This window comes from Planococcus sp. MSAK28401, from assembly GCF_018283455.1.
GTDB lineage: Bacteria > Bacillota > Bacilli > Bacillales_A > Planococcaceae > Planococcus > Planococcus alpniumensis.
In genome coordinates this window covers 2,699,980-2,716,795 of the sequence record NZ_JAAMTH010000001.1, presented here as the reverse complement: position 1 = coordinate 2,716,795, position 16,816 = coordinate 2,699,980, and the positions used below count along the sequence as shown (strand labels likewise).

Here is a 16,816-nt window from a genome sequence, read left to right as displayed (position 1 = left end):
CACATAAAAAGAAAACATTAGGGGGAAAACACATGAAGAAATGGCTCGTATTGTTTCTGATGGCGATGTTCGTGTTCGTTCTCGCCGCTTGTACAGCAAGCGAAGACGCGGGAGAAGACACAAGCGCCGGTTCAGGCGAAGAAGGCTCCGGTGATTCTGGCGGGGAGAAAACATTGTTCATGAATAACGCGGAAGAACCGACTTCATTCGACCCATCGATCGGCTTTAACGCCGTATCATGGAGCGCTTTGAACAATTTAATGGAAGGTTTGACACGCCTCGATGAATCATCTCAGCCGGTCGAAGCGACAGCTGGGTCGATCGATGTCTCTGAAGACGGTTTGACCTACACATTCAACATCCGTGAAGACGCCAATTGGTCGAACGGCGAACCTGTTACAGCCGGCGATTTCGTTTTCGCTTGGCAGCATATGCTGGACCCGGAAACGGCTTCTCCTGCAGCTTTCCTTGCTTACTTTATTGAAGGTGCGGAAGCCTATAACAACGGAGAAGGTCCTGTAGAAGATGTTGCGATTTCTGCAGAAGACGACAAAACCTTCGTCGTAAAATTGACGGAGCCGACAGAAGCATTTTTGAACATCATCACCAACCCAAGCTTCTTCCCGATCCATGAAGCGACAGCTACAGAAAACCCGGATTGGCACACAGAAGCGGATAGCTTTGTCGGTAACGGGCCGTTCACATTGGCTTCTTGGAGCCATGATGAAGATTTCGTCTTTGAAAAGAACGAAGAATACTGGGATGCTGAAAACGTGAACTTGGATAAAGTCCACTGGGCAATGGTCAACGACCCGAACACGGAATACCAAATGTATGAAGCGGGCGAACTGGACGTATCGAGTGTGCCAGCCGAAATGTCCGAGCAATTGCAGGATTCCCCTGAACTTGGCGTAATGGATCAGGCAGGTACGTACTTCTACCGCTACAATGTTGAAGAAGAACCATTCACGAATAAAAAAGTCCGCCAAGCATTCGCTTATGCGGTAAATCAAGATGATATCGTCCAATACGTGACGAAAAACGGTGAAAAACCAGCATACGGCTTTGTTTCTTACGGATTTGAAGGCCCGAATGGCCAGGAATTCCGCGACGAAGCGGGCGAATTGGTGAAATTCGACGCGGACAAAGCGAAGCAATTGCTTGAAGAAGGCATGGAAGAAGAAGGCTGGGATGAATTGCCGCCAGTCACGATTTCCTACTCAACAAGCGAATCCCACCAAAACATTGCTGAAACCTTGCAAGACCAGTTCAAGACCGCTTTGGATGTAGACGTTGAACTTCAAAACGTCGAAGCAAGTGTCTTCTTGACGGATCAAAAAGAGTTCAAATACCAATTGTCGCGCAGCTCATTCCTGCATGACTATGCTGACCCAGTCAACGCACTTGAAAGCTTCATCACTGATTCTTCTATGAACCGTACACAATGGTCCAACGAAGAATTCGATCAGCTCATCGCGGAAGCAAAAGCAGAGACAGATTCAGAAGTTCGTTGGGAAAAACTCATCGAAGCAGAAAAAATCCTGATGGATGAAATGCCGATCTTCCCGATCCATTTCTATAACCAAGTCCAGCTGCAAAAAGAAGGCGTCGAAGGCATCCTCCGCCATCCGGTTGGGTATATCGATCTGAAAAATGCGGATAAAAATTAAAAGCTGAAGCGGCCGAGTCGAGGCTAAGCTAAGTGCGCGACGTCTTGTCGCAACGCTTAGCTGACCCGCTTCCGGCGGGCCCTCGATAGGCATAAGACGAGTTCCCGAAGCGGCGTTTTTTGCCGCACAGGGAAATTGGCTTATGACCCGAGAGGCAGGCCGCTGAAGCTGGATAAAACTAAAAGCGATTACGCCCGTTCATCGATTGTAAGCACATGAAAAAACAGAAGCGCGGCCAGGCGCCGCGCTTTTCTGTTTTTCACTGAGGAAAACTGGTAGTTTTATGAGTGAAGAACAGAAAACAAGAGGAGTGAGCAATATGCGCACAATGCCAAAACGATTGCAAAAAGGGGATACGGTGGGCATCATTTCGCCATCAAGCCCCCCGAACTTAGAGAATTTGAAAAAGGCTTTGCCTTTCTTAGAAGAATTAGGGTTAAAAGTGAAAATGGGGAAATCGGTCGAAGCGAAAAACGGCTATCTCGCCGGAACGGATGACGAACGCTTGGCAGATCTGCATGCAATGTTCGAAGACCCGGAAGTGAAAGGCATCATTTGCGCTGGCGGAGGATACGGCGCTGCCCGTTATGCGGACCGGATCGATTACGCGATGATCAAAGAAAACCCGAAGATTTTCTGGGGCTACTCGGATGTGACATTTTTGCATAATGCAATTGGAATGTATGCAGAATTGGTAACGTTCCACGGGCCGATGTTGGCATCAGACGTCGGAAAGCCGGAATTCCATGAGCGCAGCGGCCGCATGTTCGGCCAGATGTTCCAGCCGTTCGAATTGCATTACGACGAAACCATCTCCGAGCTTGAAACTTTAGCGAGCGGCATGGCAGACGGCGAACTAGTAGGGGGCAACCTATCCTTGATTCGCGGGACGCTTGGGACAAAGTTTGAAATCGACACGAAAGACAAGATCTTGTTGATTGAAGACACGGGCGAAGAACCGTATCAAGTGGATGAAATGCTCAATCAGCTGAAGCAAGCCCGTAAGTTCGAGCAAGTAGCCGGAATTGTCATCGGCGATTTCAAAAACGCTGAGCCGAAAAAGCCGGAACAATCCTGGACACTCGCACAAGTGCTAGATGATTATTTCAAAGAGCTGGACGTGCCGGTCGTCAAAGGCTTTAAGATCGGCCATTGCGAACCGAATTTCTCCGTGCCACTCGGCGTAAAAGCCCGTCTTGATGCCAACGCGAAAACTTTGACCATTCTGCCGGGGGTCGAATGATATGCCGGTTTTAGCGGCTATCGAGACTTATCGCATAGCCGTTCCTTTAAAAAAGCCGTTCAAAACAGCGCTCCGGACCGTGGAAGCGGCTGAAGCGGTCATCGTCCATGTGACGACACAAGACGGCCGCTCTGGTTTCGGGGAAGCGCCGCCGACCCATGTCATTACGGGTGATACTTTGGATAGCATCGAACGCGCTGTCCACTTGATTGGGGCGGGGTTAATCGGGATGGACGTGAGGCGCCGGGAACAGCTTTTCGAGAAGCTTCACAAGACGCTCGTCGGCAACACCAGTGCCAAAGCGGCGGTTGATATGGCGCTCTATGATTTAATTTCCCAACAAGCCGGCATGCCCTTGACACAGTTTCTCGGCGGCTACCGCGAATCGATCGAGACCGATTACACGGTTTCGGTCAATGCTCCCGAAGAAATGGCACAAGATGCAGCAGACTATGAACAGCAAGGATTTACGGTTCTGAAAGTGAAAGTCGGCATCGATACCCCTGAACAGGACCTGAAGCGAATCCAGGCCATCCGGGAGCGTGTCGGGAATACAGTCACACTGCGTTTAGACGCCAATCAAGGATGGGACCCGAAATCGGCGGTGCGCATCATCAATCAGATGGAAGACGCCGGATTCAATATCGAATTGATCGAGCAGCCGGTACCAGCCCATGATATCGAAGGCTTAAAATATGTCACCGACCACACCCTGACACCAATCATGGCAGACGAGAGTGTTTTCTCGCCAATTGATGCGAAACGTGTTTTGGAATTGCGCGCAGCAGACTTGATCAATATCAAATTGATGAAAGCAGGCGGCATCCACCATGCATTAAAAATCAATGCGCTTGCAGAAACTTTCGGTGTGCCGTGCATGACCGGGAGCATGATCGAAACGAAACTCGGCCTGTCTGCGGCTGCCCATTTCGCGGCGAGCCAGCCGAATATTACACGCTTCGATTTTGATGCGCCGCTCATGCTGAAAGAGGATTTATTGCCAGGCGGCATCCAGTACAGCGGCAAGACTATCCACTTTTCAGATGAGCCGGGGCTTGGCATCGATCGGCAGCGGTTCCTGGAAACTTTACGTGAACGGAGAGGATAACATGGCACAGACAGAATCGACGACTTGGGTTTGCCGCGTTCCGGTGACAAGCGTCTGGACCCATCCTGATAAAGTGAGGGAAGTGGATGCACACGGCGTCGCTGATACGCCGGACATCAATAAATGGCGTGAAGCGATGAACCAAAAGGAAACCAAGGACCTCACTGTAAGCAACCGCCTTCAAACGCAGCTGCTTTACGGGGAGCCTGTTTTAATAGAAGAAATCGACGGCACGTGGGCGAAGATCATTGCCCCTTGGCAGCCGTCCAATAAAGATGAGCGCGGCTATCCAGGATGGCTGCCGCTAGCACATCTAAAAGAAGTCGATTCATTTGCGGATCGAAGCTATGCACGCGTATCCACCGATAAAGCGCAATTATGGACGCCAGACCGCCGGCCGATTGCCCAACTTCCATTTAACAGCTTGCTGCCGATCAAAGATGCGAACGAAACGCGTGTCCATGTCCATACGCCGGATGGCGATGCATATATAGAAGCTAAGCACGTACAGCTTGTCCCATCGCCTGAACAGATTCCGCTCGGGAACGGTGAGTCAATTGCGGATGAGGCGGAGCGCTTTTTAGGATTGCAATATCTCTGGGGTGGCATGTCGAGCCTCGGTTATGACTGTTCCGGATTTTCCCATCATATGCTAAAAGCGAACGGTTACTACATATCACGCGATGCAGGAGATCAGTCTGTGGAGGGAAGGGAAATCGACCATTTCGATTCTGCTGCTTGGCAAACTGGCGACCTCTTATTCTTCGCTTATGAAGAAGGGCAAGGAAAACTTCATCATGTCGGCATTTATTACGGCGATGGCATGATGATCCATTCGCCGACATCCGGCAAAGCTATTGAAATCAACCGTCTCGAAGGCACGGTCTATGACAAGGAATTATGTGCTGTCCGCAGGTTTACACAGGAGGAAACAACATGACGAACGAAACTTTATTGTCCGTACAGGAACTTAAGCGCCACTTCGATCTCGGCAAAGACACGACGTTAAAAGCGGTCGACGGTATTTCATTTGATATCAAGCGCGGCGAAACCTTTGGGCTCGTGGGAGAGTCAGGCTGCGGCAAATCGACAGCCGGCCGGACCATCATGGGCTTATACAGCTCGACAGACGGCAAAGTCGAATACGATGGCGTCGATATCCATAAAATGTCCGAAAAAGACCGATTCGATTATTTACGCAATATGCAGATGATTTTCCAGGATCCGTACGCGTCGCTCAATCCGCGTTCGACCGTCTTTGAAATCATCGCGGAACCGATGCAAGTCCACGGGCTTTATAAGAATAAAAAGGAATTGCAAGCGCGCGTTCATCAATTGCTGGAAGATGTCGGATTGAACCGCGATCATGCCAACCGCTATCCGCATGAATTCTCCGGTGGGCAAAGACAGCGCATCGGCATTGCCCGTGCCTTGTCGCTCGACCCGGATTTCATCATTGCGGACGAACCAATCTCGGCACTCGATGTATCGGTCCAAGCGCAAGTCGTCATGCTCTTGCAAAAGCTGCAGAAGGAAAAAGGGTTGACGTATTTGTTCATCGCCCATGACCTCAGCATGGTCAAATATATATCAGACCGCATCGGCGTCATGTACTTAGGGCATATGGTCGAACTGACAACGGCTGACCAGCTGTATGAGAAGCCGCTTCATCCCTATACGGAAGCCTTGCTGTCCGCGATTCCAATCCCAGACCCGGATATCGAAGAAGCCCGTGAACGCGTCATCTTGGAAGGGGAACTGCCAAGCCCAATCGATCCGCCAAGCGGCTGCGTATTCAGGACACGCTGCCCGCATGCGATGAGTATCTGCGCGGAGAAAAAGCCAGCATGGCAGGAAAAAGAGCCGGGGCACTATGTTGCCTGTCATCTATATGAGTAATTGAAACAGATGAAATAACCATAAATTTATGCTATAATAGATAGATAATGTTTTCATTATAGAGAGGCGTGGATAACTATGGCATTTCAACCCCATGAAAAAGAAGTATCTGAATTTGTAGCGGCCCGCAAAATCGGCGAATGGATTTCATTCACTCGCAACGGCGTCGACGTCAACGGAACCATCTTCAAAATTATGGACAACTCGGTGATCGTCGAGATTTCACCAGAAGACGCCAAGGAAATCGGCGCTGCTTCCAACATGACCGTAATTTCACATAAGAAATACAAGATTGTCGCAGATCAATAAATGAAACCTCCGCAGCCGCGGAGGTTTTTTCATTTTGTGAAATTAAGTGAAGTAAGCGAGTGTTTGTATGTGGAAATATTGCGATGTTCTATTTGAGCGTCTTCTAGGAAGACGCCGCCGTGCTTTGGGTTGGCCTCTTGCCATAAGCCAAGAAGAGCACTTGTCTTACGGCATCGGCTCACCCTTGGCGCTGGGCGGCTAAGAGATTTCGTTGATTGGGGTAAGTTTCATCAGATCTGCTTCTGTACGGGGTTGCCGTCTAGTGGGGGAATCGCTTTCCGAGTCTAGTATGGAATAAGATAGCGAGGGTTTGCTTGTGAAATTGTTTCGTAATTCTATTTAGGTGTCATCTGAGTAGTCACCGCCGTGCTTTGGGTTGGCCTCTTGCCATAAGCCAAGAAGAGCACTTGTCTTACGGCATCGGCTCACCCTTGGCGCTGGGCGGCTGGGAGATTTCGTTGGTTGTGGTGAGTTTCGTTAGATCTGCTTCTATAGTTAGTTGTCGGCTAGTGGGGAAATCGCTTCCCGAGTCTAGTGTGCAATGAGATGGAAAGGGTTTGCTTGTGAAATTGTTCCGATATTCTATTAAAGTGTCGGCTGAGTAGTTGCCGCCGTGCTTTGGGTTGGCCTCCTGCAATAAGCCAGGAAGAGCACCTGTCTTATTGCGTCGGCTCACCCTTGGCGCTGGGCGGCTGAGAGATTTCATTAAGAGAGGTGTGATTAGTTGAATCTGCTTCTGTAACTAGTTGCCGGCTAGTTGGAAAATCACTTCCCGAGATGCTGCAAACTGAAATCACATTCTCTTTGATCCAAGTAATATGAGCTAAAAACATAATGCATTTCCACACCTTACTTTAAATGAACTGAAAAAACGATCTTCCACTCTAAAATTAGAGACGGAGCGGAAATGGCTGACTCCTGGGGGACCGAGCGGGCTGGCGAGACAAACGTACCGCGCTTTTTGCGGGACGTTGGCTCAACACCCGCCCCCCGGAAAGCAGCCATTGGAGCGCAGTCGAAAAGCGGAAGCTTTTCCAATCACTTCTTTTCCAATCACTTCTTTTTCATTACTTCGCCCTTTACTAATTTGAAATTCACCACACTCCTATGCCATTCGTCTCAAAGCCACCAAATATTGAAAATTGTGGCAGGGAATTCGTTTCAAAGCGTCTGGTTTTTTGGTAAAGTAAAACTAAGCAGAACGCCATTTGCCTGAAAGGACTTAGACGCATGATATCTGATTTTAAATTTTGGCATTTCTTCCTGAACCAAGGCCAACTCATACATAATTTGCGACACACCGAAATGAGGCAAATCAATAAGCGGCTGGCCGTTATTCTTGTTCTCGGCTTGATTGTATTCGCCTTGCCTGAAATCTGGGGCATGAACACCGGATCGTTGACGCCGCTGCTCGCGGCAGGCATGTTCGACGGCTATACACTCGCGCGGTGGACTTCGCTTGTCGGCACCTTGCTGTGGGGCGGCTTGTATTTAAGCTTCCATTTGTACATAGCCGCGTATCTGTACGGCCGGATCATCGGCATCCCGTGGAAGGCGATGATCGTCATGCAAGCTTACGTTACGGCATTGTTGGTGCTGGAAAAAGGCTTGGTTTTCGGCATATTCGCCTGGAATGGCTATACGACAGCCTTTTCGCCGTTTTCATTCGGGCCGATCGCGGCAACATTCCTGGAAAACAGCTACCTGATTTATTTCTTTAACCAATTGACTCTGTTTACATCATTGATCATCGCGATTCAATACCGCTTCATCAAGAACTTTTCGCGTGTATCGCCGAAAATCATCTTGCTTTCACTGATCATCATCCATGTGATTTCGGCATTGATCGTCGCGTTGTTCAGCCAGATTCCGGTCGACGAAATGCTGCGTGACTTTATGCAAGGGGGGCCGATCCTATGAACCGCTTTTTCTTTATCGGCTTATCCATTGCCATCGTTGCTTTTTTGACCTCGAACTTCCTGTTGCTGTTCGGTGAGAAGAGCATCATTTCAAAACAATTGTATGTCAGCGAATATGAACAGGCGTATACCCATACATACACCGAAAATTTGCCGAAAGAAGCTTTGACGGCGCCGCAGGATACGATGGAAATCTACGTCCAGGACGATGAAGCGCTTGAGCAATGGCTCGTCAAAGAAGGCGATGCCGTAACGGCAGGCGCTGAACTGGCACGCTTGAACGAAAGCGAGTCGGAAGACCAACGAGCGATTTGGCAATCGGAACAAAGTGCGCTTCAAACAGAACGCAGTGAAGTTCAGTCGACATTGCAGGAATTGACGCAGGCGCGTGCCTCGCAAGACAGCAGCGTATCCGAAGACTCCAACAATAGCTCCAGTTATCCAGGGCTTGGCGAAGACATGGAACAGGAATTGCGCATGGACGTCAACGTGTCGGTTGGCGTGGAAGTGCCTGAAGATGGCTCGTATGCTTCAGGCATCGCGCAAGCCCAGCAACGTCTAGCGGCCATTGATTCTGAACTTGCGGTCGTAGAAGCGCAACTCGCCCAAAGCCAGGAAAACCCGGCGCTCATCAGCCCGGTCGAGGGGACGGTCGCGAGCATCAACCGTGACACCGCTCCGCTCAGCATCGAGATTTACAATAATGAACGTGAATTCGTGACGTATTTATTGGAAGACGAATGGCACGAAGTGGAACAAGCCGACCGCGTATTTATCCAGGCGCCAGGCATTGAAGGCGCGATTCCTGGAACGGTCCGCAGCGTTTCTGAAATTCCGGCGGAAGAATCCAAGTGGTTCGAAGCGTACCGGAATCTCGGCCGCATCGAACAAAACAACCCGATCGCCTTTTACGAAGTGCGCATCGCCCCTGAAACACCTTTGCAGGACACGATGCCTTATGGCAGCAACGTCAACGCAGAAATCACGTTGAACGAAGCGCAAGATGCGATTGCTTTGCGCGACGGCTGGGTTTACGATGACGACGACACGACGGGTACTGCCTATACCTTGAACATCGACGGCCGCCCGAATACCGTTCCTGTCGAAATCGCCTTCACCCAACAAGGCCGTGTCGTTCTCGCAAGCGGCATGGAAGCAGGGGACATCACCATCAATGAAGAACAGCTTCACGATTATCCGGGACGGCCCAAGCTCTTCATGCCGTTCCCGAGCCGCACACCGGACTTTAACTATGCGAAGAACACAGAATGGCGCGCTTATATCGAATATTCATTGGCACGCTAAGCAAACCCTCCGGAAAATTTCCGGAGGGTTTTTTGATGGCAATGAAAAAGGCAAAGCGCGAATATTTGCTGTGTAAATAGACGCAGCGAAAGCGCCGTCGAATTTTGCGCTTAATTTACGGCCGCCATTGGTGTACGATAGACACAATACATTACAGCCATTGATCGGAGTGGGATATCCATGAAAGAAACAGATTGGCGCTTCCGCGTCGCGCACCGGGAAGCCTGGATTGGCCTCGGCCTTGCGCTCTTCAACTTCGTCTGGTGGTTCGCTTTCGCCTATGGGCTTGGCAGTCGGCCAGTCGAAGAATACACGTACATATTCGGCTTGCCCGATTGGTTTTTCTACAGCTGCATCGTCGGCTTCTTGGTCATGGTCGTGCTCGTTACGGTCGTCGTTAAGTTTTTCTTTGTCGATGTGCCATTTGATGAAGAACAGGAGGAAAGCCGATGAACTATTCAGTCCTCATTCCCATGATCGTCTTTTTAATCATCATCTTTTTCATCGGCTATTGGTCGAGCAGAAAACTGGCCGGCTCTTCGAACTTCATCAGTGATTATTTCCTCGGGGGTCGTGAGCTTGGCGGTTTTGTCCTGGCGATGACCATGGTCGCGACATACGGCAGCGCCTCAAGTTTTCTCGGGGGGCCAGGGACCGCCTATACGATGGGCTTTGGCTGGGTGCTGCTGGCGATGACACAAGTGGTCACCGGTTATTTTGTCCTGATGATTCTCGGGAAAAAATACGCCATCATGGCCCGCCGCTATAACGCGGTGACGATGATCGATTTTCTCAAAGCCCGTTACAATAGCACAGCCGTCGTTTTGTTATCGGCGCTTAGCATCATCATCTTCCTGTTTTCCGCGATGGCGGCCCAGTGGATCGGCGGCGCGCGGCTCATCGAGTCTTTAACAGGACTCAGCTATCAATCGGCATTGTTCTTGTTTGCCATCAGCGTTCTCGTTTACGTGACGATCGGCGGCTTCCGGGCTGTCGCCTTGACCGATGCGGTGCAAGGAGCGGTCATGCTCATCGGCACGCTGATCCTGCTGATCGCCGTCATCATTTCAGGTGGCGGGATCTCGAACATCATGCAGGATTTGATCAATGAAAACCCGAATTTGGTTACGCCGTACGGAGCGGAAGGCAATCTTAGCGCCGCGTACGTGTCTTCGTTCTGGATTCTTGTCGGTGTCGGCGTCGTCGGCTTGCCGCAAATCGCGGTGCGCGCAATGTCTTATAAAAACGCTCGCTCGATGCACCGCGCGCTCATTATCGGTACCATCGTCACCGGCTTCATCATGCTCAATATGCATTTGATCGGCGTGTTTGCCCGTCCAATCCTTCCAGGCATCGATGTCGGGGACAAAGTCATTCCACTTATTGCGCTGGAGACTTTGCCGCCATGGGTTGCGGGCATCGTCCTGGCAGCTCCGATGGCCGCCATCATGTCGACGGTCGATTCGCTGCTATTGCTCGTCAGCTCATCTATTGTCAAAGACGTCTATTTAAATTACGTCAAACCGGATGCAAGCCTTAAGACCATCAAACGTATGTCGTTCGGGGTTACGGGGATTCTTGGTGTGATTGTCTTCTTGCTGGCGCTTGATCCGCCTGATTTACTGATTTTCTTGAATTTATTTGCGTTCGGCGGATTGGAAGCGGCGTTCATCTGGCCGATCGTTCTTGGGCTGTATTGGAAATGGGGCAATAAATACGGGGCTGTTGCGAGTATGGCGACAGGGATCATCAGCTATATCGCCTTGCATTTCTACAACATCGAAAACGGCAATTTGTTCGGTGTCCATACCGTCACGTTGCCGGTCGTCTTCTCGTTTCTCGCCTTTATCGCATTCAGCCTGCTGATCAACCGGCAGGCGTATGATTACAATGCCATTCTATACAGAAACGAAAAACAAGCGTAAAATAAAGGGCTATATCTGGAATAAGGGAAAGAAGGGCTGCACTTTTGACTCCATGGAAAGTTTACGGCATCTTAACATCGGTGATGGTCGTGTGGGGATTCAACCTCGCAGCGGTCAAATATTTATTGGAATTTGTCGATCCGGTCACACTGACGGCGTTTCGGATCTTGCTGGCAGGTGTGACCGTGCTGATCATTTTGGCATCGCTCGGCATGATGCGCTGGCCAAAGCGCAGCGATTGGAAATACATATTGCTCGGAGCCCTGCTCAACGTAGTGGCGCATCATTATTTTCTGTCTCAAGGTTTGGCAATCACTTCCGGAACAAATGCCGGTTTGATTCTCGGGACTGGGCCGATGCTGACGGCAGTTCTCGTATCGCTAATCATGCGCATTGTGCCATCCCGACTGCAATGGCTTGGTGTGTTTATCGGTTTTGCCGGCGTCGCCATGACAGTGATGGTCGGAAGCGACTCGGCATCAGGCCTGAGCCTTGGAGATATATTGGTCTTCATCTCCATTTTGGCTCAAGTCTTCAGTTATATTGTTATAGCAAATGCAGCGCGTTCGCTGGATCCGCGCTTGTTGACGGGCTACATGCTCGTGACGGGAGCGGTCGTGTTGTTCATCATCGCGCTTATTCAGGAGCCGGGAGAAATCGCCGCATTCGCGGCAGTTCCATCGTCGTTCTGGCTGGCATTCTTCTTTTCTGGGATGCTCGGTACAGCGGTCGGTCATATGCTTTATAATTACTCGATCGGCCAGGCGGGACCGACGAAAGCGGCCATTTTCATGAATTTGAATACGCTGTTCTCGCTCGTGGCAGCAAGCCTCATTCTTGGTGAAACGATTACGCCAGGCCATTTGATCGGCCTCGTGCTTATTGTCATCGGCGTGATATTCGGATCAGGGGCAGCGGAGGATTTGCTTCGAAAACGCAGAAAACGGCTCCCCATATGAGCCGTTTTTTTCTATAGTAGAATAGCGAAAGGAGAATGAACGATGACGGGTTTATGGGGCACACCAGAACAATTGCGCCAGCTGACAGAGCAATTGGTCGGCTGGGAATCACAAGGATTGACAGAAGGGGAAGTAAAATTCCCGGAACGATTAAAAGCTAAATTAATGGAAATGGACTATTTCCATAACCATCCGGAACTCGTTTCCTTGGGCGAGGTCAATTGGGAGCGCCGTTATTTGACGGCTTTGTATAAGCACGAAAAAGCCTCACGCACCGTCGTGCTGCTCAGCCATTTCGATACCGTTGCTGTGCACGAATACGGAGATTTGGCACCGCTCGCGTACCAGCCGGCAGAACTGGAGAAAGCATTCCAAAAGATTAAAAGCGAATTCAAGCCGGAAATGCAGGCCGATCTCGCATCTGGCGATTATTTATTCGGCCGCGGCATCATGGACATGAAGTCGGGGCTTGCGATCCATATGGCGTTAATCGAGCGGGCCAGTTTGGAAAATTGGCCGATCAATATTGTGCTGATGTCGGTGCCGGATGAGGAAGTCAACTCGGCAGGCATGCGCTACGGCGTGTCGAAGCTGCTCGATCTCGAACGGCAATATGGCCTGGAATATGTACTGTTTTTGAACGGCGAGCCGGTGTTCGCGAAATCGCCTGTAGATGCATCGCAATACATCTACACCGGATCGATCGGGAAAATCATGCCGAGCGCCTTGTTTTACGGAAAAGAAACGCATGCGGGTGAGCCGCTTGCCGGCATGACTTCGAGCTATCTGTCGACGTATTTGACGCGGAAAATGGAGTGGAATCCGGCGTTTTCCGAGACCGTGCACGGGGAGGAAACACCGCTTCCGGTAACCCTGACGCAAGGGGATATGAAAGAAGAGTATTCGGTCCAGACGCCTTACCGGACAAAAGCACTCTATAATGTCTTCACGATGGAAAGAAATGCCGAAGACATCATGGATATTTTCGAGGGCTTGGCGAAGGAATCCGCTGCGGAATGCATGAAAGATTATCGTGCCTTGTGCGAAAAAGTCGGCATGGCACCCCGTGTAGAAGAAATCCGTGTCCTTCGTTATGAAGAACTTGTGGAGTATGCGAGAGAGAAATTCGGGCTTGATTACCTGAACCAATTGATTCACGATACCTTAATGGATCCGGAACGCGATGTTCGCGACAAATCATTCCATATAGCGGACATCTTGCTGCTCAATTGCCAGGAGTTGACGCCAAGCATCGTCTTATTGTTTGCGCCGCCCTATTACCCAGCGGTCAATTCAAGCGAAGACCCGTTCATCGAGAAATGTGTGGCACACGTCACGCATGATGCGCTCGAACGTTTTGATCTAGAGCTCGAGCAAGTACATTTCTTTAATGGCATTTCCGACCTCAGCTATGTCAATTACGAGGACACAGCGAGCGGCTGGATTAGCTACGAGAAAAACACGCCAGTGTACGGAAGCCAATACAGCATTCCGTTCCAAGCGATGCAACAACTCAAGGCGCCGGTCTTGAATATTGGCCCATTCGGCAAAGACCCGCATAAACGCACGGAACGGCTCCATATCAAAAATGCATTCGAGGAAATTCCGGAAATTATCGCAAGCTTGATTTTGCGTATTGGGGAAAGCGCGGATTGATTTACTAGGATGGACTCCGCCTTTTACAATCCGGTTTGTTTTGAATTGAGAAGACAGGTACAATTCAAAAAGATGAAAAATTTAAAGGAGCGGATCTTTTATGGAATTTAAACAGCAGACCGAAACTTATTTTGATCATTTTCATGCGCATCCGGAAGTCAGCTTTAAAGAAGTTGAGACGACGAAAAAACTCGCGCAGATCATGGATGAGCTCGGGGTAGAGTACCGGACATTCGAGGATGTCACGGGCCTGTTCGCAGAAATTGGCGAAGGGGAAGAAGTAGTCGCCGTCCGTGCGGATATCGATGCCTTGTGGCAGGAAGTAAATGGCAAAGTGCAAGCCAACCATTCCTGCGGCCATGACGCCAATATGTCGATGGTCCTCGGAGCGCTCCTGCGTTTGAAAGACGAATCCTTGAACAAGCGCATCCGCTTTATTTTCCAGCCGGCTGAAGAGCAGGGCAACGGTTCGCTTGCGATGATCGAGCGGGGAGCTCTAGAGGACGTGACGCATTTGTTCGGCGTCCATTTGCGTCCGCAGGAAGAGCTGCCGTTCGGCAAAGTGACGCCTGCGCTGCATCACGGTTCTGGAATTTTCCTGAAAGGCAAGATCGTTGGGGAAGATGCACACGGTGCACGGCCGCATCAAGGAAAAAATGCCATCGACGTTATCGCGGCGATCCATCAATTCGTGAAAACGATTTATTTTTCGCCGTTTGAATCCTATTCAGCCAAGCTGACGAATATCCAGACCGGCGGGGAAAGCTTGAATATCATTCCGGGAAGTGCGACATTCGCGCTGGATGTGCGTTCGCAGTCCAATGACTTGATGGAAACGATGAAAGTCCGACTTGAAGAAGGCATACGTGCGATTGCCGCTCTTCACGATGTGAAAATCGAGTTGAAATGGGACGATTACACACCGGCAGCCGAAGTGTCGCATGAAGCAATGGAGGTAGCTGCCCAGGCGATTCGCAATGTGCTCGGAGAGGAAGCTTTCGCTGAACCGATCCAGACGACCGGCGCGGACGATTTCCATTTCTACACGATCAAACAGCCTGAGTTGAAAGCGGCGATGGTCGGAATCGGGGCCGATTTAACACCGGGCCTGCATCATCCGGACATGACATTTAACCGGGAAGCGCTCGACATTGGTGCACGCGTCTTGGCTGAGACTTTGCGCTTAGCGTAACAGCATGCCAGTGAGCTGCCAGGAATGGTTTCCCGGCACCTCATTAAGGGTATGTATCAAAGGCTTAAACTATAGTAATTTAAAGGGGTCATCGAAATGGATGCAATATTCAACGGGTTGACGTGGATCGTCGACGAAGGCAATAACTTATTATGGACATACATACTGATCGGGCTCTTGCTTGGTCTTGGTTTATACTTCACCATCCGCACTCGTTTCGTGCAAGTGCGCTTGTTTGGCGAAATGTTCCGCGTCATTACCGAAAAGAAAGACGGAACCGGCGGGATTTCCGCATTCCAGGCATTCACGATTTCGACTGCGTCCCGCGTCGGGACCGGCAATATCACCGGAGTTGCTTTGGCGATTGCCATCGGCGGGCCGGGCGCCGTTTTCTGGATGTGGGTCGTTGCCTTGATTGGCATGGCGACCGCTTTCATCGAAAGTACGCTTGCTCAAGTGTATAAGATCAGAGACGGTGAACAATTCCGTGGAGGCCCTGCGTATTATATGGAAAAGGCACTCGGCACACGGAAACTGGGCATCATTTTTGCTATTCTCTTAACACTGGCATTTGGCTTTATTTTCAATTCAGTGCAATCGAACACGATCGCACAATCGGTCAGCGATGTGCTGGACATCCCTAATTGGGTTGTCGGTGCTAGCTTAGTCGTTCTATCCGCGATTGTTATTTTTGGCGGTGTTCGCCGGATCGCGCGCGTCACGCAAATTGTCGTGCCGGTCATGGCGGTTATTTATTTACTTGTCGTAGCATACATATCCATACTCAATTTCACGGAAATCCCAGCAGTCTTTACCTTAATCGTCCAAAACGCATTTGGTTTAGAAGAAGTAGTCGGGGGCGGTATCGGTGCTGCGATCATGCAAGGGATTCGCCGCGGCTTGTTCTCGAACGAAGCCGGTATGGGATCTGTGCCGAACGCTGCAGCTTCTGCGAACGTATCGCATCCTGCAAAACAAGGCTTAGTCCAAAGCCTTGGCGTGTTCTTCGACACGATCATCATCTGTTCGGCAACTGCGTTCGTCATCATATTGGCGGACTTGTACCGCACAAGTGAACAGGAAGGTATTTTGCTAACCCAAACTTCACTTGAGATGCATCTCGGAGCATGGGCCCCGTATTTCCTGGCAATCGCCATCACGTTCTTCGCCTTCAGCTCGATCGTCGGGAACTATTATTACGGCGAGACGAATATCGAATTCATCAATGCGCATAGCCTATGGCTGACAGCTTACCGCTTCGGCGTATTGGCAATGGTCATGTTCGGGTCAATCGCACAAGTCCAGCTTGTCTGGAACATGGCAGACCTGTTCATGGGCATGATGGCCGTCATCAACTTGATTGTCATCGCTCTGCTCGGGAAGATCGCTTTCCGCGTTCTCGACGATTATATGGGACAAAGGAAAGCCGGCAAGAATCCGGTGTTCTATGCAAAAAATTTACCTGGCCTGAAAAACACGGAATGCTGGGGAGAAGAAGCACATCGTCACGACGAATAACTTCTGGCCTCTTCCGCATTGCGGGAGAGGTTTTTCTTCGGGAACCCATTAAGCCATTGGGCGTCCTGTAACGAAACCGTAATGAAAAATACACTAAAACGATTTCTGCCTAA

14 protein-coding genes are annotated in these 16,816 nt (G+C 50.3%); all 14 read left to right on the top strand.

The annotated features are described in order from the left end of the window. Positions 1-32: 32 nt before the first annotated feature. The 14 genes from G3255_RS13770 to G3255_RS13705 all read left to right on the top strand — a co-directional run bounded on the left by G3255_RS13770 (position 33) and on the right by G3255_RS13705 (position 16,703). Complete coding sequence (locus tag G3255_RS13770; protein ID WP_211654995.1) at positions 33-1,670, top strand: peptide ABC transporter substrate-binding protein; 1,638 nt, start codon at positions 33-35, stop codon at positions 1,668-1,670. Between the two features lie 319 nt (positions 1,671-1,989). After that, entirely contained in the window at positions 1,990-2,913 is a 924-nt protein-coding gene (locus G3255_RS13765) for a S66 peptidase family protein (protein ID WP_211654994.1), read from the top strand. Position 2,914: 1 nt separating this feature from the next. After that, entirely contained in the window at positions 2,915-4,021 is a 1,107-nt protein-coding gene (locus G3255_RS13760) for a dipeptide epimerase (protein ID WP_211654993.1), read from the top strand. Between the two features lies 1 nt (position 4,022). After that, entirely contained in the window at positions 4,023-4,961 is a 939-nt protein-coding gene (locus tag G3255_RS13755; RefSeq protein WP_211654992.1) for a C40 family peptidase, read from the top strand. Next, positions 4,958-5,920 carry an ABC transporter ATP-binding protein gene (locus G3255_RS13750; RefSeq protein ID WP_058382987.1) on the top strand — a complete coding sequence of 321 codons (963 nt, stop codon included), beginning with the start codon at positions 4,958-4,960 and terminating at the stop codon, positions 5,918-5,920. Before G3255_RS13755 ends, G3255_RS13750 begins: the two co-directional genes overlap by 4 nt. 78 nt (positions 5,921-5,998) lie before the next feature. Continuing rightward, positions 5,999-6,229 carry a DUF2187 family protein gene (locus tag G3255_RS13745; protein WP_058382988.1) on the top strand — a complete coding sequence of 77 codons (231 nt, stop codon included), beginning with the start codon at positions 5,999-6,001 and terminating at the stop codon, positions 6,227-6,229. A 1,230-nt stretch (positions 6,230-7,459) separates the two neighbouring features. Beyond that, on the top strand, positions 7,460-8,149 hold the full coding sequence (locus G3255_RS13740; protein ID WP_249222128.1) for a hypothetical protein: 690 nt from the start codon (positions 7,460-7,462) through the stop codon (positions 8,147-8,149). Next, positions 8,146-9,453: an efflux RND transporter periplasmic adaptor subunit gene (locus G3255_RS13735; RefSeq protein WP_211654991.1), complete on the top strand. Its 1,308-nt coding sequence runs from the start codon at positions 8,146-8,148 to the stop codon at positions 9,451-9,453. The genes G3255_RS13740 and G3255_RS13735 overlap by 4 nt, the downstream gene beginning before the upstream one ends. 180 nt (positions 9,454-9,633) lie before the next feature. Further along, a complete protein-coding gene (locus G3255_RS13730) occupies positions 9,634-9,906 on the top strand; it encodes a YhdT family protein (RefSeq protein WP_211654990.1) in 273 nt (90 codons plus the stop codon). Then, complete coding sequence (gene panF, locus G3255_RS13725) at positions 9,903-11,378, top strand: sodium/pantothenate symporter (RefSeq protein WP_211654989.1); 1,476 nt, start codon at positions 9,903-9,905, stop codon at positions 11,376-11,378. The genes G3255_RS13730 and panF overlap by 4 nt, the downstream gene beginning before the upstream one ends. Positions 11,379-11,422: 44 nt before the next feature. Continuing rightward, the gene (locus G3255_RS13720) at positions 11,423-12,337 is read left to right on the top strand and encodes a DMT family transporter (RefSeq protein WP_211654988.1); all 915 of its coding nucleotides are present in this window, start codon (positions 11,423-11,425) and stop codon (positions 12,335-12,337) included. A gap of 42 nt (positions 12,338-12,379) precedes the next feature. After that, a complete protein-coding gene (locus G3255_RS13715) occupies positions 12,380-13,993 on the top strand; it encodes a M20/M25/M40 family metallo-hydrolase (RefSeq protein WP_211654987.1) in 1,614 nt (537 codons plus the stop codon). Positions 13,994-14,093: 100 nt separating this feature from the next. Then, a complete protein-coding gene (locus G3255_RS13710; RefSeq protein ID WP_211654986.1) occupies positions 14,094-15,185 on the top strand; it encodes an amidohydrolase in 1,092 nt (363 codons plus the stop codon). Between the two features lie 96 nt (positions 15,186-15,281). Next, on the top strand, positions 15,282-16,703 hold the full coding sequence (locus G3255_RS13705; RefSeq protein ID WP_211654985.1) for an alanine/glycine:cation symporter family protein: 1,422 nt from the start codon (positions 15,282-15,284) through the stop codon (positions 16,701-16,703). Positions 16,704-16,816: the final 113 nt, after the last annotated feature.

Excerpts from the sequence above, each read along its gene's own strand:
- G3255_RS13770 (WP_211654995.1), top strand. The coding sequence starts at position 33 with ATGAAGAAATGGCTCGTATTGTTTCTGATGGCGATGTTCGTGTTCGTT.
- G3255_RS13765 (WP_211654994.1), top strand. The coding sequence starts at position 1,990 with ATGCGCACAATGCCAAAACGATTGCAAAAAGGGGATACGGTGGGCATC.
- G3255_RS13760 (WP_211654993.1), top strand. The coding sequence starts at position 2,915 with ATGCCGGTTTTAGCGGCTATCGAGACTTATCGCATAGCCGTTCCTTTA.
- G3255_RS13755 (WP_211654992.1), top strand. The coding sequence starts at position 4,023 with ATGGCACAGACAGAATCGACGACTTGGGTTTGCCGCGTTCCGGTGACA.
- G3255_RS13750 (WP_058382987.1), top strand. The coding sequence starts at position 4,958 with ATGACGAACGAAACTTTATTGTCCGTACAGGAACTTAAGCGCCACTTC.
- G3255_RS13745 (WP_058382988.1), top strand. The coding sequence starts at position 5,999 with ATGGCATTTCAACCCCATGAAAAAGAAGTATCTGAATTTGTAGCGGCC.
- G3255_RS13740 (WP_249222128.1), top strand. The coding sequence starts at position 7,460 with ATGATATCTGATTTTAAATTTTGGCATTTCTTCCTGAACCAAGGCCAA.
- G3255_RS13735 (WP_211654991.1), top strand. The coding sequence starts at position 8,146 with ATGAACCGCTTTTTCTTTATCGGCTTATCCATTGCCATCGTTGCTTTT.
- G3255_RS13730 (WP_211654990.1), top strand. The coding sequence starts at position 9,634 with ATGAAAGAAACAGATTGGCGCTTCCGCGTCGCGCACCGGGAAGCCTGG.
- panF (WP_211654989.1), top strand. The coding sequence starts at position 9,903 with ATGAACTATTCAGTCCTCATTCCCATGATCGTCTTTTTAATCATCATC.
- G3255_RS13715 (WP_211654987.1), top strand. The coding sequence starts at position 12,380 with ATGACGGGTTTATGGGGCACACCAGAACAATTGCGCCAGCTGACAGAG.
- G3255_RS13710 (WP_211654986.1), top strand. The coding sequence starts at position 14,094 with ATGGAATTTAAACAGCAGACCGAAACTTATTTTGATCATTTTCATGCG.
- G3255_RS13705 (WP_211654985.1), top strand. The coding sequence starts at position 15,282 with ATGGATGCAATATTCAACGGGTTGACGTGGATCGTCGACGAAGGCAAT.